The sequence below is a fragment of the Rhodococcus sp. DK176 genome (genome assembly GCF_038447315.2).
GTDB classification, from domain to species: domain Bacteria; phylum Actinomycetota; class Actinomycetes; order Mycobacteriales; family Mycobacteriaceae; genus Rhodococcus_F; species Rhodococcus_F jostii_A.
The window spans coordinates 5,355,197-5,381,959 of record NZ_CP118321.2 but is presented as its reverse complement, the minus strand read 5'-3'; the positions used below and the strand labels follow the sequence as shown (position 1 = coordinate 5,381,959).

Below are 26,763 nucleotides of genomic sequence, written 5' to 3'. Positions count from 1 at the left end.
TCCCACAACTGCCATCCGCACGCTCAGTGGTCGCGCTCACGGCACAATGCAGGAGTGACCGTCACCGACTCAGCCAGTGTCCTCGTGGTCGACGACGACGAGGACGTGCGGACGTCCCTCGAACGCGGCCTGCGCCTGTCCGGATTCACCGTCCTCACGGCCGTCGACGGCGCCGACGCGCTCCGGGTGGTCAGCGAACGACGTCCGGACGCGATGGTGCTCGACATGAACATGCCGGTCATCGACGGCACCGGTGTGGTGACCGCCCTGCGCGCGATGAACAACGACATCCCGATCTGCGTGCTCAGCGCCCGCGACACCGTCGACGACCGCATCTCCGGCCTCGAATCGGGCGCCGACGACTACCTGGTCAAGCCGTTCGTCCTCGCCGAACTGATCGCTCGGATCCGGGCGATGCTGCGGCGGCACGGAACGACGGCAGCCGCGCCGGCCGGTTCGCCCGCGACCCCACCGATCCGCGTCGGCGCCCTGGAGATCCGGACATCCGCACGCAGGGTCTTCATGGCGGGCGAGGAGGTCACGCTGACCAAACGGGAATTCGAACTCCTCGAGGTGCTCGCCCGCAACGTCGGCATCGTCCTGAGCCGTGAACGGCTCCTCGAACTGGTGTGGGGGTACGACTTCGTCGCCGACACCAACGTCGTGGACGTGTTCGTCGGCTACCTGCGTCGCAAGTTCGAAGTCGGTGGTCAACCGCGCATCCTGCACACGGTCCGCGGAGTCGGGTTCGTGCTCCGGGAACCGTCGTGAAACGGTCGTTCTCCCTCCGGACCCGCGTGGCCGCCGCGACCGCGCTGGGGGCGACGATCATCGTCGTGGCGCTCGGCATCCTGGTGTCGCTGGCGATCAACCGGAACAACCTGTCGCAACTCGACCGGCGGCTGGAGACGGCGTCGGACGTCCTGGTTCCCAACGCGGCCACCGCGGGACTGTTCCTCGGGGCACTGGGCGACAAGGGTGCGTTCGCCATCACGATCCGTTCGGCCGACGGCGACACCGTGCTCGTGAGCACCCCCACCCAGCTGCCCGAACTCGACCCGGGCCAGCAGACCGTCGAGGTCGGTGACACGAAGTACCGGGCGTACACCGCGACCGTGCCGCTCCTCGGCACCCGGATCTCCCTGGCCGTGCCGTACGCCGAAGCCCAGGACGTGACGTCGGAGCAGCAACGGCAGGTGGCGCTCGTCGGAGTGCTCGCCATCGCCGCGGCCAGCGGTCTCGGCTGGTTGTTCGGCGGTCGGGCCGTGCGACCGCTGGTCGACTTGACCGGCCGCATCGTGCGCCGCGAACCGAAGCTGACGCCCACGACCTCCGGTGTACGGGAGGCGGACGAACTGGCCTCCGCCGCGGAGTCGATGCTGCGCGACGTCGCGGAGGCACAGGACGCGACCACCGCCGCGCTCGCCACCGCACGCGACTTCGCGGCCGTCTCGGCACACGAACTCCGGACCCCGCTCACCGCGATGCGCACCGACCTCGAGGTCCTCACCACTCTCGACCTGACGCCGGAACAGCAGCACGAGATCCTCCGCGACCTCGCCCGCTCACAAGGCCGGGTGGAATCGACGCTGTCCGATCTCGAACGCCTCGCCCGCGGCGAACTGTCCACCGACAAGGACTTCGTGGACTGCGACCTCGTCGACATCAGCGACCTCGCCGCCGAGGAGGCGATGCGTCACAATCCGGGACTGCAGGTGACCGTCGACGCGACCCCGGTGACGGTTCGCGGCATGCCCGGTGGGCTGCGCCTCACCCTGGACAACGCCATCAAGAACGCGGTCCGGCACGGCGGCGCCACCGCGGTGACGATCACGCTGAGAGCGGCCGACGGCATCACCACCGTCGTCGTCGACGACAACGGATCGGGGGTGCCCGAGACCGAACGGGCCGTGGTGTTCGAACGGTTCCACCGCGGTTCCAACGCGACGAAGAGCGGGTCGGGTCTCGGCCTCGCGCTCGTCGCGCAGCAGGCGGCACTGCACAACGGCAGCGCACGTTTCGAAGTCAGCCCGCTCGGTGGCGCCCGGCTCGTCGTCGAACTCCACACCGACACCCCACACCAGCCCCCGAAAGCGGAAGCACGGAAAGCGGAAAGCCCCGCGTCACCGTGAGGTGATGCGGGGCTTTCGGTGCTGGGGAGACTATTCCTTCACGTCCAGCAGGTCGATCATGAAGACCAGCGTCTTGCCGGACAGCTGATGTCCGGCGCCGGCGGGACCGTAGGCCAGCTCCGGCGGGATCGTGAGCTGACGACGTCCGCCCACCTTCATGCCGGGGATGCCGTCCTGCCAGCCCTTGATGAGGCCGCGCAGCGGGAACTGGATGGACTCGCCGCGGCTCCAGGAGGAGTCGAACTCCTCGCCGGACTCGAACTCGACGCCGACGTAGTGCACCTCGACGGTGCCCCCGGGAACGGCCTCGGCGCCGTCTCCGACCACCACGTCCTTGATGACCAGGTCGGTCGGGGCGGGTCCGTCTTGGAATTCGATCTCGGGCTTGGTCATATGTCCTCCTCGGTGAGGGCTCTATGGTTCGGCACAGGTATTCGCGATCAGCGACCTGTGACGTCCTTGTAGTCACGCTCGGTGTAACCGGTGTAGATCTGGCGCGGACGGCCGATCTTCGTAGCGGGATCTTCGTGCATCTCGCGCCAGTGTGCAATCCACCCGGGCAAGCGGCCCATGGCGAACAGAACGGTGAACATGCGCGTGGGGAAACCCATCGCGCGGTAGATCAGACCCGTGTAGAAGTCGACGTTCGGGTACAGCTTGCGCTCGACGAAGTAGTCGTCGGTGAGCGCCGCCTCTTCGAGCGCCATCGCGATGTCGAGCAGCTCGTCGTCGCCGCCGAGCTTCTCGAGGATGGTGTGAGCCGTCTTCTTGACGATCGCCGCGCGCGGGTCGTAGTTGCGGTAGACACGGTGTCCGAAGCCCATGAGCTTCACACCGTCTTCCTTGTTCTTGACCTTGCGGACGAAGTCGTCCGCGTTGCTGCCGCTGGCCTTGATCTCGTCGAGCATCTCCAGCACGGCCTGGTTGGCGCCGCCGTGCAGCGGGCCCCAGAGTGCGTTGATGCCACCGGAGATCGAGGTGAACAGGTTGGCGTCGGACGAGCCGACCAGCCGCACCGTCGACGTCGAGCAGTTCTGCTCGTGGTCGGCGTGCAGGATCAGAAGCATGTCGAGAGCCTTGGCGATCTCGGGATCGATCTCGTAGGGCTCCGCGGGGAAGCCGAACGTCATCCGGAGGAAGTTCTCGACCAGGTTCAGGGAGTTGTCCGGGTACAGGAACGGCTGCCCGACGGACTTCTTGTACGCGTAGGCCGCGATGGTCGGCAGCTTCGCGAGAAGACGGATGGTCGACAGCTCGACCTGTTCCGGGTCGGCCGGGTCCAGGGAATCCTGGTAGTACGCGGACAGCGCGTTGACGGCGCTGGACAGGACCGGCATCGGGTGTGCGTTCCGCGGGAATCCGTCGAAGAACCTCTTGAGGTCCTCGTGCAGCAGCGTGTGGCGCCGGATCCGGTCGGTGAACGACTCGAGCTGCGCCGTGGTGGGCAGCTCACCGTAGATCAGCAGATAGCTGACCTCGATGAAGGTCGACTTCTCGGCCAGCTGTTCGATCGGGTACCCGCGGTAGCGGAGAATCCCGTGCTCACCGTCGATGTAGGTGATCGCGGAGCTGGTGGAGGCGGTATTGACGAAACCCGGGTCCAGGGTGGTGTACCCGGTGCTGGCGAGCAGCTTGCCCAGTTCGATACCGTCATTGCCCTCGGTTGCCCTGGCAATGGACATCGTGTGCTCACCACCAGGGTAGGTAAGCGTGGGCTTTGTGTCATTGTCAGGCACGAAGCATCCCTCTCAAGCTCAAACCAATGAGTAACAACTTCATTCAGGTAGAAACTAGTCCCACTCTGGCCTGCGTGCCGAAGGCGGGTCCGCTCAGAGCCCGCGATCCGGGTCCGCCGCGGATGCGCGGCGACCACCGGGAAGGGTCGCCGAACGGGATCGGCGAGTGTCCGATTTGCCCGCACGGCGCGGGAGCGGAATCGGTGAGGGCCAGTTACCTGAGACTGGACTGGCCGCGTTACCTGCACAGATGCCGAAGTCGGTGGAGAACGCACACCGCGGTGCCCGAAGCGGTGAGGGAAGAACAGAGGGTGACACAAAGCGCCGCAGCCGCGACAGAAGAACCCCCGCCCGACGTATCGGCCGGACCGCGACCGGTGTTACACCGTCTCACCAAGTGGGCACTCGATGCTCGAAAGTTGAACCGCTACGACCCCAACGCGGACATGCCCCACGCACCCGTCCACTGCTGCCCCGGAGCGAGCACCAACTGATCGATCCCGGAGTTGAACGCGTCCGGCGGGCACGTCATCGGTTCGAGCGCCAGCGCCCGCCCGCGGCCCGGGTACGACTTCCCGGCGTCGGGATCCGCGACGAACGCCTGCAGCCAGCCGAACTCACGAGCCGCCCACAGGATCGTTCCGGTGCCGTCCGGCGCACGCAATTCGTGCCGCGACCTGCCGTCCGCGTCGACGTCCAGTGCACTGAACGGGGTGTCGAGCGCGACGCCCGCCAAGGTGCGCGGGCTGGTGAAGTCGTATTCGGTGCCTGCCACGGGCTGCGAACCCCCACTCGGCAGCATGCGCTCGTCGAGCGGCAGCCGGGTGCCGGCGGACAGTCGCAGCGTGCACTCGTCGAGCGGGAAGTCGCCGGCGCGGACGTAGGAGTGGAAGCCCATCCCGAACGGTGCCGGGATGGCTCCCGTGTTGGTGGCTGTGTGCGTCACGGTGAGGCCGTCGTCGCCAACGACGTAGGCAACGGTGAGCCGCAGCGGGTACGGCCACCCCTTGTGGAGGCCGACGTCGATAGACAACTCGATGCGGTCGTCGGCGTGATTCATGACACGCCAGTCCCGGCGGCGGACGAATCCGTGACTGGCATTGCCGAATGTCGGTTCCGTGATCTCGAGCTGATGGTCGATGCCGTCGAAGACGAACTGGCCGTCGCGGATCCGGTTCGGCCACGGCGCGAGGATCAGACCGGCCGACAACGGTGGCCGGGTTCCGATGTCCCACGTCTCGGTGAGCGCCGTCGGCCCGTCCGGACCGTCCCATTCGAGTAGCCGGAGTCCGGCGCCGGTGGCCGCGATACCGGCCCGGTAGACGCCTCCCCGGATCTCGAATCCGGCCGTGGCAGGCCTGTCCGTCTTCGAAGACTGCGGTTCACCCATGCACTTCAGTGTGCCCGAGATGGGCGCGAGATATGTGATGGCGCACAGGAACCTAGCGGGTGACCTTGTACCGCACCAGTGCCGGGAACGCGAGCGCGGCGATCACCACACCGACGACGACGAGGACGCCGCCGCCCGCGGCCGCCACGCTCGTCCCGACCGCAGCCGCTGCCACGCCGTGCACGACGTCACCGATCCGCGGGCCCCCGGCCACGACGACGATGAAGACGCCCTGGAGTCGTCCGCGCATCTCGTCCGTGGCGACCTGCTGGAGCATGGTGCTGCGGAACGCGGCGGAGACCATGTCGACGGCACCACCGAATGCGAGGAACGCGAGAGCGATCCACAACAGGACCGGACTGTCGCCGGGTGACGCGATCCCCACCACCACGCCGAAACCGACCATCGCCAGACCCCACAGCACGATGCACACGATCACGGCGAGGCCCTGGCGCCGGACCCTCGGCAGCCAGCCGGAGAACACCCCACCGGCCACCGCGCCGAAGGACATCGCTGCGAACAGCAGGCCCAGCGCCACACCGCCCGATGCCGGGTCGCCGAACGTGTCGTGCGCGATCTGCGGGAACAACGCCCGCGGCATGCCGAACACCATGGCGATGATGTCGACGACGAACGACGCGAGCAGCACCTTCTGCGTCGCGAGGTAGGCGAACCCGTCGAACACCTCACGCAGCCCGGCCCGGCGCGACTCCCCCGTCGGCGGGATGGCAGGCAGCCGGAGCACCGCCCACAGTGTGGCCAGTAGGGCGATCGAATCGACGAGATACAGCGTCGACAGCCCGACCGTCGGAATCATCACGCCGGCGAGCAGCGGTCCGGCAATGGCGCCGAACTGCATGACCGTCATGTTGAGCGAGTTGGCGGCGGCCAGCTGTTCCGCCGGGATGAGCCGCGGGATGATAGCGCTTCGGGTGGGCTGGTTGACCGCGAAGAACGCCTGTTGCAACCCCAGCAGTCCGAGCACCAGCCACACGTTGTCCAGGCCCAGCGCCGCCTGCACCCAGAACAGCACGGACGTCACACCGAGTCCGACGGTGGTGATCGTCAGCAGTTTCCGCCGGTCCATGACGTCGGCCAGCGCGCCGCCCCACAACCCGAACACGATCAGCGGTACCAGCGCGAAGACACCGGTCAGACCCACGTACGCCGAGCTTCGGGTGATCTCGTACACCTGCTGCGGCACCGCGACGACACTGAGCTGCCCGCCGATCACCGTCACGATCCCGGCCGCCCACAGTCGGCGGTAGTCCCGGTTCTGCAGCGGCGCCGTGTCGGCGAGCAGCCGCCGCTTCTTCTTCTCGGTGACGGTGTCGCTCATTTTTCCCTTAGCTCGTTTCCCATGCTCACTATTCCCCGGCAGTCACGGCTGCAGTCGCTCCACCGTCCACGAGCCGTCGACCAGCGACGTCCGGATGCGGTTGTGCATCCGGTTCGCGCGGCCCTGCCAGAACTCCACGACCGCGGGGCGAATCAGGATTCCGCCCCAGTCCGGCCGGACCGGGATGTCGACGTCGACGGGAAAGCGCTCCGCCGCGTGCAGCAGCGCGGCGTCCAATTCGGCCCGCGAACCGATCGGCTTCGACTGCTCGGAGGCCCATGCCCCCAGCCGGGATCCGCGGGGCCTGCTGTGCCAGTACTCGTCCGTGACCTCGGCACTCACGCGCTCGACGGGACCGCGGACGGTGATCTGCCGGGCGACGGGCACCCAGGTGAACGTCACCGACGCGTAGGGCACCGCCTCCAGCTGGCGGCCCTTGTCCGAGTCGTAGTTGGTGAAGAACAGCACACCGTCGGTACTCAATCCCTTGCAGAGGACGGTGCGGGTGCACGGATGTCCGTGCTCGTCGACGGTTCCGAGCGTCATCGCGTTGGGTTCGGGAACCCCGGCCTCGACGGCGTCCTCGAGCCACAGGCGCATCAGGGGAAGCCAGCCGCCGCTCAGCTGGTCGGCGTCCAGATCGGAGTCGACGTACCGACCGTCAGCGCCCTGGTGTGCGTACCCGACGCGCATGGCCGCGAGGTCCTTGTTCACCGTTTTCGGCTGTTCTGCATCTGGAGACACAGCCGAGAACGCTACTCCCGGGTATGCACTGATCAACTCTCCGGTGACACCGGCTAAAGTTTTGGGGACCGAACCCGTCCCCTCGGATTGCAGCCGCGATCGTGCGATGCCCGGGGAAGGGAAGTCGATTGCGCGGACGAAGGTGCCTGCCCATCCCGCATGCACGCCCAGCGCAATTGTCGAACGCCGAGACAGTGCCGCTCTGACCGGGGGCACTCGAACGAGGAGAGTCCACGAGCTATGTCAGCTAGCGCGGCAATACCGGACGATTTCGTCAGCGGACTGGAAGGCGTGGTCGCGTTCACCAGCGACATCGCCGAACCCGACAAGGACGGCGGCGCCCTGCGCTACCGCGGCGTCGACATCGAAGAACTGGTCTCCAAGCACGTCACGTTCGGCAACGTGTGGGCCCTGCTCGTCGACGGCCGCTTCGGCCCCGGACTGCCCCCGGCCGAACCGTTCCCCCTGCCCGTGCACACCGGCGACGTCCGCGTCGACGTCCAGGCCGGCCTCGCCATGCTCGCCCCCATCTGGGGATACCAGCCCCTCCTCGACATCGACGACGACACCGCCCGCGAACAACTCGCCCGCGCCTCCGTCATGGCCCTGTCCTACGTCGCCCAATCCGCCCGCGGCATCTACCAGCCCGCCGTCCCGCAGAAACGGATCGACGAAGCCAAGACCGTCACCGAACGGTTCATGGTCCGCTGGAAGGGCGACCCCGATCCCGCCCACGTCGCCGCCATCGACGCCTACTGGGTCTCCGCCGCCGAACATGGCATGAACGCCTCCACCTTCACCGCCCGCGTCATCGCTTCCACCGGCGCCGACGTCGCCGCGTCCCTGTCCGGGGCGATCGGCGCGATGTCCGGCCCGCTGCACGGCGGCGCCCCCGCCCGCGTCCTGCCGATGATCGAGGACACCGAAAAGACCGGCGACGCCCGCGCCCTGGTCAAGGGCATCCTCGACCGCAAGGAAAAGCTGATGGGCTTCGGGCACCGCGTCTACCGCGCCGAAGACCCCCGCGCCCGGGTGCTGCGCGCCACCGCGAAACGCCTGAACGCCCCCCGCTACGAGGCCGCCGCCGCCCTCGAACAGGCCGCCCTCGCCGAACTGCGCGAGCGCCGCCCCGACCGGGCCATCGAAACCAACGTCGAATTCTGGGCCGCGGTCATCCTCGACTTCGCCGAGGTCCCCGCGCACATGATGCCCGCGATGTTCACCTGCGGCCGCACCGCCGGCTGGTGCGCCCACATCCTCGAGCAGAAGCGTCTCGGCAAGCTCGTCCGCCCCGCCGCCATCTACACCGGACCCGCGCCCCGCACCCCCGAGTCCGTCGAGGGCTGGGACCAGATCGCCCACACCAGCTGACCGTCTCCCCCGCCAGAACCAGTAAGGAACAGAAAGTAGCGATGACCTCCACACCGATCATCCCCGCAGACCTCCTGCCCGCCGACGGACGTTTCGGCTGCGGACCGTCCAAGGTTCGGCCCGAACAGCTGCAGTCGCTGGTCGAGGTGGGCTCCTCGGTGTTCGGCACCAGCCACCGCCAGAAGCCTGTCAAGGACGTCGTCGCCAGCGTGCGGTCCGGCCTCGCCGATCTGTTCTCCCTGCCCGAGGGCTACGAGGTGGTGCTCGGCAACGGCGGCACCACCGCGTTCTGGGATGCGGCCGCGTTCGGCCTGATCCGGGAGAAGTCGCTGCACCTCACGAACGGTGAGTTCAGCTCCAAGTTCGCGTCGGTCGCGAAGAACAACCCGTTCATCGGCGACCCGATCGTCGTCTCCGCCGACCCGGGCAGTGCGCCCGAGCCGGTCTCCGATCCGTCCGTCGACCTCATCGGCTGGGCGCACAACGAGACGTCCACCGGTGTCGCGATCCCCGTCTCGCGTCCCGCGGGCTCGGAGAATGCGCTCATCGCCATCGACGCCACGTCCGGCGCCGGCGGCCTGCCGGTGAACGTCGCCGACGCCGACGTGTACTACTTCGCCCCGCAGAAGTGCTTCGCCGCCGACGGTGGCCTGTGGATCGCACTGATGAGCCCTAAGGCGCTCGAGCGCGTCGCGGAAATCAAGGACTCGGGCCGCTGGACCCCCGACTTCCTGTCGCTGCCCATCGCCGTGGACAACAGCTCCAAGGACCAGACGTACAACACCCCGGCGCTCGCGACGCTGCTGCTGCTCGCCAACCAGATCGACTGGCTGAACGGCAAGGGCGGCCTCGACTGGGCCACCTCGCGTACCGCCGATTCGTCCTCGCGCCTGTACCAGTGGGCCGAGGCCAGCGAATACGCCACCCCGTTCGTCACCGATCCCGCTCACCGCTCGCAGGTGGTCGGCACCATCGACTTCGACGACAAGATCGACGCGGCCCAGGTGGCGAAGATCCTGCGCGCCAACGGCGTCGTCGACACCGAGCCGTACCGCAAGCTGGGCCGCAACCAGCTGCGTGTCGGCATGTTCCCGGCGATCGATCCCGAGGACGTCTCGCAGCTCACCAAGAGCATCGACTGGGTCGTCTCGCAGCTCGGCTGAGTCCCGGCACACACGTCCGTCAGCCCCCGGCACCTCCGTGCCGGGGGCTGACGGCGTTCGAGGGTCAGTCCGTGTCGAGGAAGCGGTGGAACGGTGCGAGCGCCTCGTCGCCGAGATGCGGTCCGCTGACCTCGATCTCGACGCTCGCGGATTCGAGTACGTCGGAGCAGCCCAGAGTGAACCGTGGACCGTCCGGGAGTATCCGGGAGAAGTCCGCGGACGACGCCGCGTAGACCACCCGCGTGATGCCGGCCCACACCATCGCCGCACTGCACATCGGGCACGGCTCGCCGCTGGCGTACATGGTGGCGCCGACGAGGTCGCCGGTTCGTCCCTCACCGCAGGCGGTGGTGATCGCGTCGAGTTCCGCATGCTCGGTGACGTCGGCGGACGTCGCGACGGAGTTGGCGCCCTCGCTGATCACGTGACCGTCGGCCCCGACCGCCACCGCACCGAACGGTCTGTTGCCCGCGTCGCCCGTCTCGTCGGCGAGTTCGATGGCTCGCCGCAGGTGCGCTAGGTCCACGTCGTCGACATCGCTTTGGCTCATCGACTCAGATCCACTTCTGTTCCGACGCCCCGTTCCCGGGCTCTGTCGATCAGTATGCGCGCCGCGGCGAGGTCCTGGAGGCCGATCCCGACGGAGTTGTACAGCGTGATGTCCCGATCGGATGTGCGGGCGACGGTGCGGCCCGCGATGACGTCGCCCAACTCCACGGCGACGTCGTCCTCGATGATCGCGCCCTCGGCGAGCGCCAGCAGCGTCTCCCCCGATTTGGTCATCGTGGTGGCCACCGAGTCGACGACCACGCGGGCACGCCGCATGCCCTCGCCGTCGACCTCCCGGTGGTCCGCGCGCGGCGGCGCGCCCACGGCGTTGACGTGCAAGCCTTCGCCGAACCAGGCTCCCCGCACGATCGGGTCCCTCGACGGTGTGAGTGTGCAGAGAACGTCGGAAGACCGGGTGACCGCCTCGGGCGAGTCCATCGGCTTGACCGAGATTCCGAGATCCTCTGTCCGGCTGCGGAATTCCTCGACCGTTGCGTCCGAGCGCGACCACACCAGCACCGTCTCGACGTCCGACACCCGGGTGATCGCCCGGGCGTGTTCGACGGCGAGGGTCCCGGCGCCCACCAATCCCAGCACCCGGCTGCCTCGGCGCGCGAGGTGTTGCGTGGCCACGGCGCTGGCGGCGGCGGTGCGCACGGCGGTGATCAGGCGACCGTCGAGGAGCGCCTCGCACTCGCCGGTGTCCGCGGACGTCACGAGCACGGCCGAACGTTGCACGGGCAGACCGCGGGCGGCGTTGCCGGGAAGATCGACGAGCATCTTCACCGCGGCCGCGCCGGCCGAGGTCGCCGCCGCGACCATCGGGATGAACGCCGCGGACTGCAGGGTCATAGCGGGTGGGGCGGGTGCAAACGCCGTGCCCGCGTCCAGGTCGGCGTGCGCCCGTTCCACCGCGGCGAACACCTCGGCGCGGTCGATGAGGCCGGCCACGTCGGAGTGGGAAAGGATCAGTGTCACAAGAGTTTCCTCGCTGAGAGATCGATCAGGACGTGCGCGCGAACGCGACGGTCAGGTTTGCGGGTGAGCGGCTGTTGCGGAGGAATCCACTGACCGCGACGATCGCGATCACGTAGGGCAACATGACGAGCAGGGCGAACGGCACGCTGACACCGAGGGCGGGCAACGCGAACTGGAGCGCCTGCGCGATCCCGAAGAACACGGACGCCCAGATCACGCCGAGTGCGCGCCACCTGCCCGCGATCACGGCCACGACGGCCAGGTATCCGATTCCGGCGGTCATGTTGTCGCTGAACGACCGCACCTCGGACAGCGCGAGCTGCGCCCCGGCCAAGCCCGCCGTCAGTCCCGCGACGAGCACGCACAGGTAGCGGACCTTCCGCACCGGCAGTCCACTCCAGTCGGCCGACTTGGCGTCTTCCCCGACCGCGTCGACGACGAGACCGGCGCGCGTCCGGCGCGACAGGGTGACGGCCAGCAGCCCGACCACGGCGATGCAGAGGTAGCCGAGTGCCGTCTGGGAGAAGAGAGCCGGTCCGAGGATCGGGATCCGGTGCAACAGCGGGATCTCGAGTGCCGCGAATCCCGGGGCGTTCTGCCCCTTGCCGTCCGCGAGCAGCAGCCGGGCGCCGTAGGTGGTGACACCGAGCGCGAGGGCGTTGCTCGCGATGCCCACCACGATCTGGTCGGCCCGCAACGTGACGCTCAGCAATGCCTGCAGCAGCCCGAACAGCAACCCGGCCGCCAGTCCGGCCGCGAGACCGCCCACCGCGGATCCGGTGGTGACGGCGCCGAGCACGCTGGCGAACGCCCCGGTCAGCATCATGCCCTCGAGGCTGAGGTTCAGCACGCCTGCCCGCTCGCTCACCAGTTCCCCGCTCGCGGCCACCAGGATCGGGAGTGCGAATCCCACGCCGCTGACGGCGATGTCCGACACCGTGTCGATCATTTCTTCGCTCCTGCCAGGTCGGGGACGTCGTGGGTCTTCGCCGTCGGCGCGGCCGCGGATCTCGATCTCCGGCCCGTCGCGGTCCACAGCACCGCTCCCGCGATCAGGATGATCATGAGCGATTCCACGATCGAGACGGTCGATGCCGGAACACCGGCTGCGAGTTGCAAATTGATTCCGCCGGACACGAGGAATCCGAGGAGCAGCGACACGGCGCCGACGGCGAGCATGGAACCGCGCGCCAGGAGTCCGACGACCAGCCCGGAGAACCCATAGCCGGAGGAGAATCCTTCGACGAGCACGAACGGTGCCGTCGCGACGAGGATCCCGCCCGCGAGCCCGGAGAACGCGCCTGCCGAAGACAGGCTGAGGAAGCGCAGCCGCCCGACCTGCAGTCCCAGCCGCGCCGACGCGTCCGGGTTCAGGCCGACCGAGCGCAGTCGCACGCCGACCGCCGTCCGGCGCAGGACCACGCCCACGATCAGCACCGCGACCACGGCGATCCACAGCGCGATCGTTCCCGGCGAACGCTCGATCCCCAGCAACGGCAGGTGCGCGGACTCGATCAGCGGCGCGGACTGCGGCAGTGTCTCCGAGGACGTGACGGGCTGACGAAGGAGGCTGGGCTCGTGCACCATCAGCAGCACCAGCGCGAGGCCGACGAAGTTCAGCAGCAGCGTCGTGATGATCTCGCTCGTGCCCCGGCGGACCCTCAGGTACGCGGCGATCGCAGCCCATGCCCACCCGGCACCGGCCGCGGCGAGGAGAACCGCGGTGACGGCGATCGGCGCGGGGGTGCCCGCCCCCAGCGTGGTGCCGACCGCGGTCGCGGCGATGCCCCCGACGCACAGCTGGCCCTCGCCACCGACGTTCACCAGTCCGGCCCGGTGCGCGACGGTGAATCCGGCCGCGACGAGAGCCAGCACCGCAGCAGTGTTGAGCGAGACTCCGATCGCGTAGCTGCTGCCGAACATCCCCTCGGACAGCGCTTCGGCGGTCTCGGTCACGGTGGCACCCGCGGCCGCGGCGAGGAGCACTCCGACGAGTCCCGCGAGGGCGATCGCGGCGATCGCCACCGGAAGTGGGTGATGTGCCCAGGTTCGAAGTCGAGTCATGCCGCCGTTCCCGTCATCAGTTCACCGATCTGCTGCCCCGCAGAGGCCGCCGCCGTGTCGACGGGCCCCAGCAGGGCCCCGCGGTAGCTGACGAAGATGCGGTCGCACAGCGCGAGCAGTTCGGAGATCTCGCTGGACACGACCAGGACTGCGTTTCCCGAGGAGGCGCAGCCGCGGAGTTGGTTCAGGACGTACTCGACCGCCCCGATGTCGAGTCCGCGGGTGGGCTGCGCCGCGACCAGACACTGCAGCTTCTCCGCGGACAGTTCGCGGGCCAGGACGACCTTCTGCTGATTGCCTCCCGACAGCGCACCCATGGAGGTTCCCGGTCCGGGTGTCCGTACCGAGAACTGCTCGATCAGGTCGCGGGCCGCGGCATCCATCCGACTTCGGTCGAGCAGGCCCATCCGGCGGAAGCGGTGCAGGCGGCCGAGGAAGAGGTTCTCCGACAGGGACAGTTCCGCCACCATCGCCTCCCGGTGGCGGTCCTCCGGCACCACCCCGAGACCGAGGCGGGTGCGTTCGGCCGGGGATGCCGACGTGATGTCGGCGTCGCCGAGCGTGACCGTGCCCGACTCGGGTCGGGTGGCACCGGAGAGCACGGCGACCAGTTCGCTCTGCCCGTTCCCCTCGACGCCCGCGATTCCGACGATCTCGCCGGCCCGCACCTCGAGCCCCACGCCGGACAGGGCGACACTGCCGTCCACCCGGGTGGCGCGGACGCCGCGGAGCCCGAGGACGACGGGGCCGGTCGCCCGCCGCTCGGGCATCGCGCCGCTGTCGCTCTCCGTACCGACGCCCGCGGCGAGCGCCGGACCGAGTTCGGACATCGGTCTTCCGACCATCGCCGTCGTCAGCTGGGGGATCGTCAGCTCCGACATGCGGCCCCCACCTGCGACCTCACCTCCGCGCAGCACGGTCGCGGCGTCCGCGACCCGGGCCACCTCACCGAGTTTGTGGGTGACGAGGACGACCGCCTTGCCCGCCGCCGCGACCGCCTGGCACGTCTCGATCAGGGCGTCGATCTCGCCGGGATCGAGTACCCCGGTCGGCTCGTCCAGCAGGATCAGCGCGGGGTCGGCGAGCAGGGCCTTCACGATCTCGACCTTCTGCCGCGCACCGATCGGCATGGCGGAGACCAGCGCGTCCGGATCGATCCTCAGGTGATAGTCGTCGGCGAGTCGATCGAGGCGGGTCCGTAGTTCCGCGCGGCACAGTCGCAGTCCCCGTCCGGTGAGCAGCAGGTTCTCGGCGACGGTCATCGTGCCGATGAGACTGAAGTGCTGGTGCACCATCGCCACGCCGTCCGCCATCGCGGCCGCGGGCGAACCGGGCGCGTATCGGCGACCGGCCAGGGTCATCGTTCCGGTGTCCGGCCGCAGACCGCCGTACACCACGTTGCAGAGCGTCGACTTCCCGGCCCCGTTCTCCCCGAGGATGCAGTGCACCGTGCCGGGTTGCACCGAGAGGTCGACACCGCGGAGGGCCCGGACGTCGCCGAAGCTCTTCCCGATTCCGTTGAGCTGCAGTGCTGGTGTGCTCATGTCAGCCCGCTCGGTAGGGCTCGACGGCACCGGTGGCCAGGGCGGTCTTCGCCTTGCCGAGTGCGTCGGCGACGGCGGGGTCGGCGCTGCAGAGCACGAAGTCGGTGCCGCCGTTCGGTGACGTCAGGCCGAACGCCACGTTCTCGGCCTTCCACGTTCCGTCCAGGGTGGACTGGACGGCGTATTCCACTTCCTTGCCGATGTCGGTGTGCACGTAGCCGACGTAGGCGGGGTTCGAGCAGTCGCCGGGAATCGGGCCGCCCACCATCAGCGCGCCCGACTGCGCGGCGGCCTGTTCCAGCCCGGACTTGCCGAGGTTCACGATCTGCCCCACCGCGCCCGCGCCGGCGCCGTAGTTGGCGAGCGCGGCCTGCTTCGCCTTGGCCGGGTCGTTGAAGTCGCCCAGGTACTGCGGGGTGAGCACCTGGGTGCCGGGCCGCGCGAACTCGGCGCCGTTGCCGAAGGCCTTCGCGGCGTTCACGATGGCGGGCAGTTCGACGCCGCCGACGAACGATACGGACGGGGTCTTGGACGCCGTCGCCGCGACCGCTCCGCTGAGGAACTCGGCCTCCGCCTGCTGCGGGTCGTAGTAGGCGAGATTCGGCAGCGGGGACGCGTCGGCGGGTCCGCCGATCTCGACGAATTTCACGTCGGGGAACTGGGGTGCGACCTTGCGGACGTCGGCGTCCGTCTGACCGCCGAGCGAGACGACGAGGTCGTTCGCCGTCGCGAAGCGCACCAGGGCCTGCTGGTAGTCGGCGGCGGCGACCTGCTCGACGTAACTCAGCTCCACCCGGTCACCGAGGGTTTCCTCGAGACGCTGGTAGCCGAGATACCCCGATTCCATGAAGCCCGTGTCGGAGACGGAGCCGGGGAAGAACACCCCGACGCGGAGGGTGTCACCGGAGGCGGTGCCTGCGTCCGACGACCCGCAGGCCGTCAGGGTAGCTGCGAGAGTCGCGGCCGCGCACAGCGCGGGGACGAGGGTTCGGGCTCGGGCGGAGAGGGTCGTGTTCACGCGCTGGACTCCTTGACTCAGGAACCGCCACAGTTAGCGGTATACCGTTATTTGAATCTTGGGGGCGCGTCATTTCCGCCGTGTTACACAGACGTAAGGACCCGCATCCACCCGAGGGCGGCGCGCTTGTGCGCTCTACGGTGGCTGACGTGGCCACCACGACGACAGGAGACCGCGTGAACGGTGCAACCGACGCGTCGGCGCCGAAGTCACTGCGCGAGACCGCGTACGAAGAACTGGCCAGGCGCATCGTCAACCTGCAGCTCGCGCCGGGCCAGCGCCTGATCGAACGCGACCTCGCCGCGGAACTGCAGGTGTCCCGGATCCCGCTGCGCGAGGCCCTGCAACAGCTCCAGACCGACGGACTCGTCGTGATCGTCCCGCGGCGCGGAGCGATCGTCGCCCCGTTCGGCGTCGACGAGGTCCGCGACCTCTTCGACGTCCGCGAAAGCCTCGAGGTGCTCGCGGCCCGGCTCGCCGCGCAGCGAGCGGACGACTCCCACCTCACGGCACTGCGCGACCAACTCACCGCGGCGCGTTCGGCCACAGCGCGCGACGACAAGCCCGCCATCGCCGCCGCGAACGCCGCATTCCACGCCGTCATCGTGGAGATGTCCGGCAGTCCGCTGCTGCAGTCGATGCTGCAACCTCTCGCGACGCGCGTGCAGTGGTTGTTCCACCTCACCAAGGAACGCGATCCCGGTCAGCAATGTGACGAGCACGCCGAGTTGTACGAGGCCATTGCTGCGGGCGACGCCGACCGCGCCGCCGAGATCGCGTACCGGCACGTCGCGTCGGGCCGCGAACCCAGCCTCGCGCTGGCCGAACACTGGTCTGCACCGGCGATCGACCCGGTCGAAGCCACCCGCACGAGGCAGCGCACACCCCGCAGGAAGGGCCGATCACGAAACGACGAAGCCTAGCGCGGCCGCGACGCCGGGACGGGATTTACCCGCGCGTGTCCTGCCGCGCGGGCTGTCACGAATGAATTACAGTTGCCCAGGTGCAAAGTCGCGAGCCGGCGCGATAAGGAGGTCAACGTGCGAGAGCTTCGAGTGATCGGTCTCGAGCCAGATGGATCGCACGTCGTGTGCGCAGATGCCAGTACCGGCGAAAAATTCCGGCTTCCCGCCGATGACAAACTCCGCGCCGCATCCCGCGGGGACATCGCTCGACTCGGCCAGATTGAGATCGAAATGGACAGTCAGCTCAGGCCCCGTGAAATCCAGGCCCGCATCCGTGCCGGCGCCTCCGTCGAACAGGTGGCCGACGAGGCCGGCATCCCCCTGGCGAAGGTGGAGCGTTTCGCGTATCCGGTTCTGCTCGAACGCTCCCGTGCGGCCGAGATGGCGCAGGGCGGACACCCGGTCCGCGACAACGGCCCCGCCGTTCCCACTCTCGCCGAGATCGTCACGCAGGCGTTCCGCGCTCGGGGGCACAACATCGACGACGCCACCTGGGACGCGTGGCGCGACGAGGACAATCACTGGGTCGCCCAGCTGCAGTGGCAGGCCGGGCGGACCACCAACGCGGCGCACTGGCGGTACCAGCCGGACGCGCACGGTGGCACCATCGTCGCGCTCGACGACACCGCGTTCGACCTGATCGATCCCGACTTCGGCCGTCCGCTCCGCGGATTGGCGCCGGTGGCGTCCGACGAGCCGGAGCAACTCGAACTCGCCGAGTTCCCCACCGAGGTGGAGGTGCCGACAATCGAGCCCGAGGAGATCATCGAGGCCGACGTCACCGAGGAACCCGAGGACGAGCCCGCCCCGTCCGAAGAGCCCGCCGCACCCAAGATCGCCCCGCACCAGACGAACAACAAGGACAAGCGCGGCAAACCCGCCCTCCCGTCCTGGGACGACGTCCTGCTCGGTGTCCGCAGCAGCGGACGCTGACCGTTTGCGCGGTGAGCAGGCCGGGAACACGGTCGAGGTCGTACTCTTTCAGGAAGACACCGGAAGAGAGGGATGACCGTGGGGGCCAAGGTATCAACGATCTGGTACGTCGACGTCCCCGACCCTGCGGCTGTGCTGCGCGGCCACCCGGAGCCTGATCCGGGCGCAGCGCAGCAACTCGCCTCCCGTCTCTATCCCGACCTGGTGGCCACCCCCACCGGCCCGGTTCCGCTGGCCGAGGCCGCACGGCTCGACTCCGGCGGGACCGTGCACATCGGTTCCTACCCCGGCGTCACCGTCGTATGCGGACCCGATCTGGCCGTCCCCCGGCCGTCGACTCTGCCCGAAACACGCGTCCGGCCCACCGAATTCGCAAAGACGTACTACGTGGCGTCCAAGCCGGACATCGCGTGGGGCTCGTTCGCGATGTGGGAGGACGGGCACCTGACGCGGTCGTTCAGCGCGACGCCGGTTCACATCCACGAGGACCTCGGCCTCCCCCTGGTGTGGGAGAGGCCGTTCTGGGCGGGCGACTTTCCGCTGAAACATCCGGCGGGTGTCCTGCCCGACCCGCAGTCGCTGCCGTTCCACCCGCAGCAGTTCGCCGAGGGCGCCAACCGGGAATGGCTGGGCTTCCGGTACACGGGCGCCCCCGAGGGCACCGAGACCGACCCGAAGGCGCTCATCGTGCTCGGCTTCACCGTTCACCCGCCCGGCGAGGGTCCCGAGGTCGAGCCTCCCGCCGAGGTGGAACATGCAGAGGTGGAACAACCCGCCCCCGCACCCGGCCCGGTGGCCGCGCCCGCTCCGCCGACGGCCCGCAAAGGCGGACTCCTCCGCCGCTACTTCGGGTTCTGACGACTCCGGCCCGAAGCAAGGCGCAGTCAGGCGACGCCGACGAGCAGCGCCGTCCAGCCGGCGACAACTCCGGCGGCGGCCCCGTACACCAGCCACCGCCAGACCGGCGTCCGGCGCAGTCGCCACACCGACGGTGCGACCCCGGCGACCACGACGAGTTCGAGGACCACCGCCAGGGTGAGGTGGATCCGGGCGAGCTGCGAGCCGAAGGCCATGATCGCGACCGCCACCACTACCGCGGCGAACCCCGCCACGAGAAGTCCCGTGAACCACGGTGTTCCCGTCGGCTGCGGATACGGGGAATGAGGGTGCAGCATTCTCACCGACCCGTGCGGACGCGCTCGTAGAACGCCATCGCCGCCGCCGTCGCGACATTGAGCGAGTCCGTTCCGGGTGCCATCGGGATGCGGGCACGAATGTCCGTGGCCCGCATGGCGTGTTCGGTGAGTCCGGGGCCTTCCGCGCCCAGCAGCAACGCCACCTTCTCCCCTGTCATCGCCTCGGCGAGCGTCACCGCCTCGGGGTTCGGGGTCAGCGAGATCAGCTGGAAACCCCGCTCCCGCAAGGCGTCCAGGTCGTGTGGCCACTTCGTGACGTGCGCGAACGGGACCCGGAGCACGTGCCCCATCGACACCCGGACCGCCCGGCGGTACAGCGGGTCGGCGCAGCCCTTGCCGAACACCACGGCGTCGACGCCGAGCCCTGCCGCGTTACGGAACATCGAGCCCAGGTTCTCGTGATCGTTGACGCCCTCGAGCACCGCGACCGTCCGGGCGTGCTCGAGCACGTCCGGCAGTTCGAGCGGCGCGGGGCGACGCGCCGCCGCGAGCACGCCCCGATTGAGGTGGAACCCGACGACCTCGGCCATGACATCCGCCGTCGTCCGGTAGAACGGCACGTCCACGTCTGCGAGGTCGTCCGTGAGTTCCTCCAGCCGCCGATCGACGCCGAGCAGCGCGATCGGGTCGAACCGGGACGTGAGCAGGCGCTGCGCCACCAGCACGCCTTCCGCGATCACCAGGCCCTTGCCCTCGGGGAGGTCGGGACGCCGGTCCGAGGAATTGAGATCGCGGAAGTCGTCCAGCCTGGTGTCGGCCGGATCTGTTATGTCGATGACGTGAACCACCGGTCCATCGTGCCGTATGCGGGGCGTCACAGCGTTGACTCCCCTCCACCGAGCGCGAAAGCTCGGAGGAATGAAGCAACTGCAGGGACGCACGGCTCTGGTGACCGGCGCCTCCGGCGGTCTCGGCCGCGTCGTCGCCCGGGCCCTCGCCCGGGAGGGCGTCGCCGTCGCGGTGTCCGGGCGGCGTGAGGACCGACTCGCGGAAGTCGTCGGAGAATTGCGTGCGCTCGGTGTGCGCGCCGAGGCCGTGCCCGCGGACCTGAACCGACTCGGTCAGCTCGATTCGCTGGTCGAACGCGCCGAGGCGGCGGTCGGTCCCCTCGACCTCCTCGTGAACAATGCCGGCGTGGAGAACGTCTCGGCCTTCACCCGACTCGAGCCCGGCGAACTCACCGCGATGGTCGACGTGAATCTCACCGCGCCACTGCTTCTCACGCGCCGAGTGGTGCCCGGGATGCTGGGCCGCGGTCGCGGTCACGTGGTGTTCATCTCGTCGCTGGCGGCGAAGATCGGTCCGGCGTACTGCGCGCCGTATGCGGCGACGAAGGCCGGGCTGATCGGTCTCACCCAGTCGCTGCGCGCGGAGTACGCGGGCTCGCCCGTCGGCTTCTCCGTCGTGTGTCCCGGATTCATCGCGGGCGACGGCATGTACCAGCGGATGACGGAACGCGGAATCAGGGCCGGCCGGATCACGGGCGAGACCAGCACCGACAAGGTCGCGGCCGCCGTGATCCGGGCAATCCAGCGTGACCGGCCCGAGATCGTGGAGAGCGGAGCACCGATCCGCCCGCTGCTCGCGCTGGCGCAGATCGCGCCGGGACTCGTCGAACGGGCGGCCGCGAGATTCGGTGCCACCGCAATGTTCCGGCGGTTGAGCGAGGACCGCGGCAGGGTGGAGCCGGAGGGTTGACCACAGGCGGGGTTGTCCGAGTCGCGTATCCGGGGCCGGGCACTCACCTAGGCTCGCGGGCGTGAGTGATTCCACGCCGACGGTCGGTTCGCCTGCGGAACTGGCGCGGGCGCTCGACGCCACCGGATACCTCGCCGACGACGGCGTCGCGATGGCCGCGTTCCTCGCCATACGCATGGGACGTCCGCTGTTCTGCGAGGGCGAACCCGGCACCGGCAAGACGTCGCTCGCAGCCGCATTGTCGGAGGCGTTCGGACTGCCGCTGATCCGCCTGCAATGCCATGAGGGCATCGACGCCGCGCAGGCGCTCTACGACTGGGACTTCCCGCGACAGTTGCTGCACCTGCGGACGCTGGAGGCGGCGAGCGACGGCCTGCTCGAGGCCGACACGGTCGAACGTTCGCTGTACACCGAGCGGTTCCTGCTGGCGCGCCCCTTGCTGCGGGCCCTCACCGAAGCGCCGTGTGTGCTGCTCGTCGACGAGATCGACCGCGCCGACGACGAGTTCGAGGCATTCCTGCTGCAGGTGCTCGACGAGAATGCCGTCACCATCCCCGAACTCGGCGAGGTGCGGGCGGCGACACCGCCGCTGGTGGTGCTCACCTCCAACCGCACCCGTGAGGTGCACGACGCCCTCAAACGCCGCTGCCTGTACCACTGGCTCGAACACCCCGATCTGGCGCGGGAGGTCGCGATCCTGCGCCGCCGCATCCCCGGCATCGGGGCCGAACTCGCCGGTCAGGTCGCCCGGGCCGTCCACTCCCTGCGTGAGATGGAACTGCTCAAGCCGCCGGGAGTGGCCGAGTCGCTGGACTGGGCCCGCGCACTGCGGGAACTCGATCGGGACGTGCTGGACGCGGAGACCGCCGCCGCGACGCTCGGCGCGGTCCTCAAGTACCGCGAGGACCTCGAACGGGTGGCCCGTGCCGGACTGGACCGGCTCCTGGCGGGATGAGAGGCACGTCCACGACCCCGGACATCGGCGACCCGCTCGTGGGCATCGCCGGGTTCGCGCACGCCCTCGCGGCGGCGGGACTGTCGGTCGCGTCGGACGCCGTCGCCGCGTTCACGCGGGCCCTCCGCCAGGTGGATGTGGGCGATCCGAGTCAGGTGTACTGGGCGGGTCGCGCGACGCTGTGCCGTGGTCCCGACGACATCCCGCGGTACGACTCGGCGTTCGCGGGCTGGTTCGGCGGCAGCGTCCCGGCGCGCACGCCGCGGTCCGGGGAACAGCCTCGCCGCGCCACGGCAGCCGCTCTGACCACGGCCGACGGCGGCGACACCGGTGGGAACGCGCCGCATCTGCGGGTCGCCGCGGACGACACCGAGGTGTTGCGCCACCGGGACATCGCCGACCTCACCGCGGCCGAACGCGCGCACCTCGCCGAACTGATCGCCGCCCTGCGCCCGCGGCCCCCGACCCGCCCGGCCATCCGGATGCGGCCGGCCCGCCGGGGTGCCGTTGACCCGCGGCGCACGGTGCGGGGCATGCTCGCGGCGGGCGGCGAACCGGTGCGGCCGAGCCACCACCGCAAGGCCACCCGGCCGCGCCGGATGGTGCTGCTGATCGACGTGTCCGGATCGATGAGCCCGTACGCCGACGCGCTGCTGCGCTTCGCGCACGTCGTCGCCCGCGGCAACCCCGCAGGCACCGAGGTGTTCTCACTGGGCACCCGGCTGACGCGGCTCTCCCGGGCGCTGCGGGTCCGCGACCCGGAAGTGGCGCTCGCCGCCGCGGGCCGGGCCGTGCCCGACTGGGCGGGCGGCACCCGCCTCGGCGAGACGCTACGCGCGTTCCTGAACCGCTGGGGCAGGCGCGGTGTGGCCCGCGGCGCGGTCGTGATGATCTTCTCCGACGGCTGGGAGCGCGGTGACCCGGCCCTGCTCGCGGACCAGATGGCTCAGCTGCGCCGGCTCGCGCGCACCGTGCTGTGGGTGAACCCGCACGCCGGTGCCGACGGCTACGAGCCGGTGCAGTCGGGGATCGCGGCCGCCCTGCCGTTCGTCGATCGTCTGCTCGCCGGCCACAGTCTCGCGACACTGCAGGAACTGCTCGAGGTTGCGCGCCGAACGTGACCGATCCGGAACCGGTTCCACGATTTCGGGTGTTGTTCGCGCTCCGTCGGCGCAGAGTAGGACGTATCACCTGAGGCTCCCGGCTTTGGAGGCGCAATGCGCATCACTGTCACCGTCGACGGAACGGCATACACGGACGAGGTGGAACCGCGACTACTCCTCGTCCACTATCTTCGGGACCGGCTCGGCAAGGTCGGCACCGTCATCGGCTGCGACACCGGAAACTGCGGGGCGTGCACCGTTCATCTGAACGGTCACAGCGTCAAGTCCTGCTCGGTGCTCGCCGTGCAGGCCGACGGCGGCGACGTCCTCACCGTCGAGGGCCTGTCCCGGGATGGGACGTTGCACCCCGTGCAGCAGGCGTTCCGCGACAACCACGCCCTGCAGTGCGGTTACTGCACCCCCGGCATGATCATGCAGACCCTCGACCTGCTCGCCGAGGAACCCGATCCGGACGAGCGGACGGTGCGGCTGGGGTTGGAAGGCAACCTGTGCCGCTGCACCGGGTACCAGAACATCGTCAGCGCGGTGCAGGATGCGGCGCAGCGGTTGCGCGGCGGCGGCACCACCGAAACACCGGCGACGGCGGATGCACCGAAGACCGACACCGCGCAGGGAGGTGTGCGATGACCGCCACCGCGGAACCGGAAATCGGGAAGGCCCGCAAGCGCAAGGAAGACGAGCATCTGGTCACGGGCCGCACCCGCTGGACCGACAACCTGGTGCTGCCGGGCATGCAGCACCTGGCGATCCTGCGCAGCCCGTTCGCGCACGCCCGCATCACCGGTGTCGACGCCTCCGCCGCCCGTGGGATGCCCGGTGTCGTCGCGGTCCTCACCGGCGCCGATCTCGCCGACGAGCAGGGCAGCCTGCCGTGTGCCTGGCCGATCACACCGGACATGAAGTCGCCGCCCGCCCCGTCCCTCGCGGTCGACGCCGTCAATTTTGCAGGCGAGGCCGTCGCGGTCGTGGTGGCGCGCAGCGCCTACGAGGCGCACGACGCACTCGAGGCGATCGACGTCGAGTACGACGACCTGCCGGTCGTGCTCGATCTCGCGGCCGCGGCTGCCGACGGCGCCGACCTCGTGCACCCGGATCTCGGGACGAACGTCAGCGCCACCTGGACCTTCGACTCCGCGGAGGCCGGCACCGGCGGCGACGTCGAGCAGGCCATCCGCGACGCCGAGGTACTCGTCGAGCGCACCTTCCGCCAGCAGCGGCTGATCCCGGCGTTCATGGAACCCCGCTCGGTGGTGGTCGACCCGACCGGCGCCCAGATCACGATGTGGTCGGCCACGCAGATCCCCCACATCCTGCGGCTGATGCTGGCGATGACGCTCGGCATCCCGGAGCACAAACTGCGCGTCGTCGCCCCGGACGTCGGCGGCGGTTTCGGCGGCAAGCTTCAGGTGACGCCGGAGGAAGTCATCGCGCTGCTCGTCGCGCGGCGACTCGGCAAGCCCGTCAAATACACCGAGTCCCGCAGCGAATCGATGGTCGCGGCGCATCACGGACGCGACCAGATCCAGAAACTGACACTGGCCGCCCGCCGCGACGGCACCGTCACCGGGATGAAGGTGGAACTGCTCGCCGACATGGGCGCGTACCTGCGGCTGGTCACCTCGGGGGTGCCGATCCTGGGCGCGTTCATGTTCAACGGCATCTACAAGTTCCCGGCGTATCACTTCACGTGCACCAACGTGTTCACCAACAAGGTGCCCACCGACGCGTATCGCGGGGCGGGCCGCCCGGAGGCGACGTTCGCGATCGAGCGGATGATGGACGAACTCGCGACCGAGCTGTCGCTGGATCCGCTGGAATTGCGGGCGAAGAACTGGATCACCCACGAGGAGTTCCCGTTCGACACCGTCGCGGGCCTGACGTACGACTCCGGCAATTACGAGGCCGCCACCGCGCATGCGCGGGAGCTGTTCGACTACGACGGGCTCCGGCGCGAACAGGCGGAGCGCCGCGAGCGGAAGGACCCGGTGCAACTCGGCATCGGGGTGTCCACGTTCACCGAGATGTGCGGTCTGGCGCCGTCGCGCACCCTCGGCGCCCTGGCCTACGGTGCCGGCGGGTGGGAACACGCGGCGATCCGGATGCTGCCCACCGGCAAGGTCGAGGTGGTCACCGGTTCCTCGGCGCACGGCCAGGGGCACGAGACCGCGTGGAGCCAGGTGGTCGCGGATCAGCTCGGGGTGCCGTTCGAGGACGTCGAGGTGCTGCACGGCGACACCCAGACGTCGCCGCGGGGCATGGACACGTACGGTTCCCGGTCTCTGGCGGTCGGGGCGATCGCGGTGGTGAAGGCCGCCGAGAAGGTGATCGCGAAGGCCAGGCCCATCGCGGCGCACCTGATGGAGTGCGCCGAGGACGATCTCGAGTTCACCGAGGGCCGGTTCCGGGTGAAGGGCACCGAGAAGGCGGTCGGGATCGCCGACGTCGCGCTCGCCGTGTTCGCCGCGCACGACCTGCCCGAGGGTGTGGAGCCGAATCTGGACTCCGAGGCCGCGTACGACCCGGAGAACTTTTCGTTCCCGCACGGCACGCACCTGTGCGCGGTGGAGGTGGACACCGAGACCGGGAAGGTGGGCATCCGCTCGTACGTGTGTGTCGACGACATCGGGCACGTGGTCAACCCGCTGATCGTGGAGGGTCAGGTGCACGGCGGACTCGCCCAGGGCATCGCGCAGGCCCTGTACGAGGAGGCGGTGTACGACGAGTCGGGCACCCTCCTGTCGGGTTCCTTCGCCGAGTATCACGTACCGTCGGCGGCGGATCTGCCGACGTTCACCACGGGCCGCACCGAGACTCCCGCCACCGGTAATCCGCTCGGCGTCAAGGGGGTCGGTGAAGCGGGGACGATCGCGTCCACCCCGGCCGTCGTCAATGCCGTGCTCGACGCCGTTCGCCAGTTCGGGGTACGTGACGTCGAGATGCCGTGTACGCCGATGCGGGTCTGGCATGCCATCCACACCGCTCAGGGAGGTGCCCAGTGATTCCGTCGAGCTTCGACTACGTGTCCCCGACCTCCGTCGAACAGGCGGTGGCCGCGCTCGCCGAGGCCGGGGAGGACGCCAAGATACTCGCGGGCGGTCAGAGCCTGCTGCCGGTGCTGCGGCTGCGGTTGTCTTCGCCGAGCACCCTCGTCGACCTGGGCCGGATCGGTGAGTTGCGCGGGGTCCGCGACGACGGGGACAGCATCGTGATCGGTGCGATGACCACGTACTACGACGTGATCCGCGACCCGCTCGTCCACGAGCACGCACTGCTGCTCGTCGAGGCCACCCGCACCGTCGCCGATCCGCAGATCCGGCACCGCGGCACGCTGGGTGGTGCTCTGGCGCATGCCGATCCGGCCGGTGACCTGTGCGCGCCCGCGCTGGCACTCGACGCCACCCTGACCGCCGTGGGTACCGCGGGCAGGCGGAGCATCCCGGTCGCGGACTTCTTCGAGGGCTACTACACGACCACGCTCCGCCCGGACGAGATCCTCGTGGACGTCCGGTTTCCCAAGCACACCGGCTGGGAGGCGCGGTACGAGAAGTTCAACACGGTCGCGGAAGCGTGGTCGATCGTGGGGGTGGCCGCGACGATCCAGGTCGACGGCGGCATCATCCGGCAGGCCCGGGTGGCGCTGACCAACATGGGGGCCGTGCCGGTGCGGGCTCGCGGCGTCGAGGACGCGCTCGTCGGCAATGCCGCCGATCCCGAGCTGATCCGGGCGGCGGCCGAGCACGCCGCCGAGGGCACCGACCCGGTCACCGACGGCAACGCCGACGCCGAGTACCGCAGCCACCTCGCGAAAGTGCTGACCCGGCGGGCCGTGGCGACGGCGGTCGGCGTCTGAACGGTTCCGGCAGC

The 26,763-nt window shown here is 69.5% G+C and carries 26 protein-coding genes; 13 read left to right on the top strand and 13 right to left on the bottom strand.

Annotation, left to right across the window (positions count from 1 at the left end; genetic code table 11):
* Positions 1–54: 54 nt before the first annotated feature.
* Both PSR88_RS25465 and PSR88_RS25460 read left to right on the top strand, forming a co-directional pair.
* On the top strand, positions 55–771 hold the full coding sequence (locus PSR88_RS25465) for a response regulator transcription factor (protein ID WP_016881043.1): 717 nt from the start codon (positions 55–57) through the stop codon (positions 769–771).
* Positions 768–2,132 carry a sensor histidine kinase gene (locus tag PSR88_RS25460; protein WP_011597266.1) on the top strand — a complete coding sequence of 455 codons (1,365 nt, stop codon included), beginning with the start codon at positions 768–770 and terminating at the stop codon, positions 2,130–2,132. Before PSR88_RS25465 ends, PSR88_RS25460 begins: the two co-directional genes overlap by 4 nt.
* A 30-nt stretch (positions 2,133–2,162) precedes the next feature.
* On the opposite strand, the gene PSR88_RS25455 is transcribed toward PSR88_RS25460, so the two are convergent.
* From PSR88_RS25455 to pdxH, 5 genes are all read right to left on the bottom strand, one after another.
* The gene (locus PSR88_RS25455; RefSeq protein ID WP_005244090.1) at positions 2,163–2,525 is read right to left on the bottom strand and encodes an FKBP-type peptidyl-prolyl cis-trans isomerase; all 363 of its coding nucleotides are present in this window, start codon (positions 2,523–2,525) and stop codon (positions 2,163–2,165) included.
* 47 nt (positions 2,526–2,572) lie between these two features.
* Positions 2,573–3,868 (bottom strand): citrate synthase, encoded by a 1,296-nt coding sequence (locus tag PSR88_RS25450; protein WP_005263314.1) that lies wholly within the window; start codon positions 3,866–3,868, stop codon positions 2,573–2,575.
* 427 nt (positions 3,869–4,295) lie between these two features.
* Positions 4,296–5,258 (bottom strand): aldose 1-epimerase family protein, encoded by a 963-nt coding sequence (locus PSR88_RS25445; RefSeq protein WP_016881042.1) that lies wholly within the window; start codon positions 5,256–5,258, stop codon positions 4,296–4,298.
* 52 nt (positions 5,259–5,310) lie between these two features.
* Positions 5,311–6,597 carry an MFS transporter gene (locus tag PSR88_RS25440; RefSeq protein ID WP_009478039.1) on the bottom strand — a complete coding sequence of 429 codons (1,287 nt, stop codon included), beginning with the start codon at positions 6,595–6,597 and terminating at the stop codon, positions 5,311–5,313.
* Between the two features lie 42 nt (positions 6,598–6,639).
* Positions 6,640–7,311: a pyridoxamine 5'-phosphate oxidase gene (pdxH, locus tag PSR88_RS25435; protein WP_029538366.1), complete on the bottom strand. Its 672-nt coding sequence runs from the start codon at positions 7,309–7,311 to the stop codon at positions 6,640–6,642.
* 270 nt (positions 7,312–7,581) lie between these two features.
* Between pdxH and PSR88_RS25430 the strand changes: the two genes are divergently transcribed.
* Positions 7,582–8,712, top strand: coding sequence for a citrate synthase 2 (locus PSR88_RS25430; protein WP_011597263.1), 1,131 nt, complete (start codon positions 7,582–7,584; stop codon positions 8,710–8,712).
* A gap of 41 nt (positions 8,713–8,753) precedes the next feature.
* A complete protein-coding gene (gene serC / locus PSR88_RS25425) occupies positions 8,754–9,875 on the top strand; it encodes a phosphoserine transaminase (RefSeq protein ID WP_009478036.1) in 1,122 nt (373 codons plus the stop codon).
* Between the two features lie 64 nt (positions 9,876–9,939).
* Here serC and PSR88_RS25420 read toward each other — a convergent pair whose 3' ends face one another.
* From PSR88_RS25420 to PSR88_RS25395, 6 genes are read right to left on the bottom strand one after another with little or no spacing between them, the layout of a single operon-like run.
* The gene (locus PSR88_RS25420) at positions 9,940–10,425 is read right to left on the bottom strand and encodes a nucleoside deaminase (RefSeq protein WP_005255312.1); all 486 of its coding nucleotides are present in this window, start codon (positions 10,423–10,425) and stop codon (positions 9,940–9,942) included.
* Positions 10,422–11,402 (bottom strand): ornithine cyclodeaminase family protein, encoded by a 981-nt coding sequence (locus PSR88_RS25415; protein WP_016881087.1) that lies wholly within the window; start codon positions 11,400–11,402, stop codon positions 10,422–10,424. The genes PSR88_RS25420 and PSR88_RS25415 overlap by 4 nt, the downstream gene beginning before the upstream one ends.
* A gap of 25 nt (positions 11,403–11,427) precedes the next feature.
* Complete coding sequence (locus PSR88_RS25410) at positions 11,428–12,351, bottom strand: ABC transporter permease (RefSeq protein ID WP_016881086.1); 924 nt, start codon at positions 12,349–12,351, stop codon at positions 11,428–11,430.
* The gene (locus PSR88_RS25405; RefSeq protein ID WP_011597261.1) at positions 12,348–13,466 is read right to left on the bottom strand and encodes an ABC transporter permease; all 1,119 of its coding nucleotides are present in this window, start codon (positions 13,464–13,466) and stop codon (positions 12,348–12,350) included. The genes PSR88_RS25410 and PSR88_RS25405 overlap by 4 nt, the downstream gene beginning before the upstream one ends.
* Positions 13,463–15,010, bottom strand: a complete 1,548-nt coding sequence (locus PSR88_RS25400; protein ID WP_016881084.1) for an ABC transporter ATP-binding protein — start codon at positions 15,008–15,010, stop codon at positions 13,463–13,465. The genes PSR88_RS25405 and PSR88_RS25400 overlap by 4 nt, the downstream gene beginning before the upstream one ends.
* A 1-nt stretch (position 15,011) precedes the next feature.
* Positions 15,012–16,028: a BMP family protein gene (locus tag PSR88_RS25395; RefSeq protein ID WP_011597259.1), complete on the bottom strand. Its 1,017-nt coding sequence runs from the start codon at positions 16,026–16,028 to the stop codon at positions 15,012–15,014.
* 176 nt (positions 16,029–16,204) lie between these two features.
* On the opposite strand from PSR88_RS25395, the gene PSR88_RS25390 reads away from it, so the two are divergent.
* From PSR88_RS25390 to PSR88_RS25380, 3 genes are all read left to right on the top strand, one after another.
* A complete protein-coding gene (locus tag PSR88_RS25390) occupies positions 16,205–16,951 on the top strand; it encodes a GntR family transcriptional regulator (RefSeq protein ID WP_016881083.1) in 747 nt (248 codons plus the stop codon).
* Positions 16,952–17,068: 117 nt separating this feature from the next.
* Positions 17,069–17,926, top strand: a complete 858-nt coding sequence (gene sepH / locus PSR88_RS25385) for a septation protein SepH (protein WP_009478031.1) — start codon at positions 17,069–17,071, stop codon at positions 17,924–17,926.
* A 72-nt stretch (positions 17,927–17,998) separates the two neighbouring features.
* Positions 17,999–18,784, top strand: a complete 786-nt coding sequence (locus tag PSR88_RS25380; RefSeq protein WP_016881082.1) for a DUF6928 family protein — start codon at positions 17,999–18,001, stop codon at positions 18,782–18,784.
* 26 nt (positions 18,785–18,810) lie between these two features.
* On the opposite strand, the gene PSR88_RS25375 is transcribed toward PSR88_RS25380, so the two are convergent.
* Together PSR88_RS25375 and PSR88_RS25370 are read right to left on the bottom strand one after the other, a co-directional pair.
* Entirely contained in the window at positions 18,811–19,101 is a 291-nt protein-coding gene (locus PSR88_RS25375; protein ID WP_016881081.1) for a DUF2537 domain-containing protein, read from the bottom strand.
* A 2-nt stretch (positions 19,102–19,103) separates the two neighbouring features.
* Entirely contained in the window at positions 19,104–19,910 is an 807-nt protein-coding gene (locus tag PSR88_RS25370) for a TrmH family RNA methyltransferase (protein ID WP_007301148.1), read from the bottom strand.
* Between the two features lie 70 nt (positions 19,911–19,980).
* Here PSR88_RS25370 and PSR88_RS25365 point away from each other — a divergent pair, with 70 nt between their 5' ends.
* The 6 genes from PSR88_RS25365 to PSR88_RS25340 all read left to right on the top strand — a co-directional run bounded on the left by PSR88_RS25365 (position 19,981) and on the right by PSR88_RS25340 (position 26,749).
* Positions 19,981–20,820, top strand: coding sequence for an SDR family NAD(P)-dependent oxidoreductase (locus tag PSR88_RS25365; protein ID WP_029538447.1), 840 nt, complete (start codon positions 19,981–19,983; stop codon positions 20,818–20,820).
* A 61-nt stretch (positions 20,821–20,881) separates the two neighbouring features.
* Positions 20,882–21,775: an AAA family ATPase gene (locus tag PSR88_RS25360; protein WP_009478027.1), complete on the top strand. Its 894-nt coding sequence runs from the start codon at positions 20,882–20,884 to the stop codon at positions 21,773–21,775.
* Positions 21,772–22,896: a vWA domain-containing protein gene (locus PSR88_RS25355; RefSeq protein WP_342338511.1), complete on the top strand. Its 1,125-nt coding sequence runs from the start codon at positions 21,772–21,774 to the stop codon at positions 22,894–22,896. The genes PSR88_RS25360 and PSR88_RS25355 overlap by 4 nt, the downstream gene beginning before the upstream one ends.
* 96 nt (positions 22,897–22,992) lie before the next feature.
* The gene (locus PSR88_RS25350) at positions 22,993–23,526 is read left to right on the top strand and encodes a (2Fe-2S)-binding protein (RefSeq protein WP_009478025.1); all 534 of its coding nucleotides are present in this window, start codon (positions 22,993–22,995) and stop codon (positions 23,524–23,526) included.
* Positions 23,523–25,898, top strand: coding sequence for a xanthine dehydrogenase family protein molybdopterin-binding subunit (locus PSR88_RS25345; RefSeq protein ID WP_016883853.1), 2,376 nt, complete (start codon positions 23,523–23,525; stop codon positions 25,896–25,898). The genes PSR88_RS25350 and PSR88_RS25345 overlap by 4 nt, the downstream gene beginning before the upstream one ends.
* A complete protein-coding gene (locus tag PSR88_RS25340) occupies positions 25,895–26,749 on the top strand; it encodes an FAD binding domain-containing protein (protein ID WP_011597249.1) in 855 nt (284 codons plus the stop codon). The genes PSR88_RS25345 and PSR88_RS25340 overlap by 4 nt, the downstream gene beginning before the upstream one ends.
* The last annotated feature ends 14 nt before the right edge of the window (positions 26,750–26,763 follow it).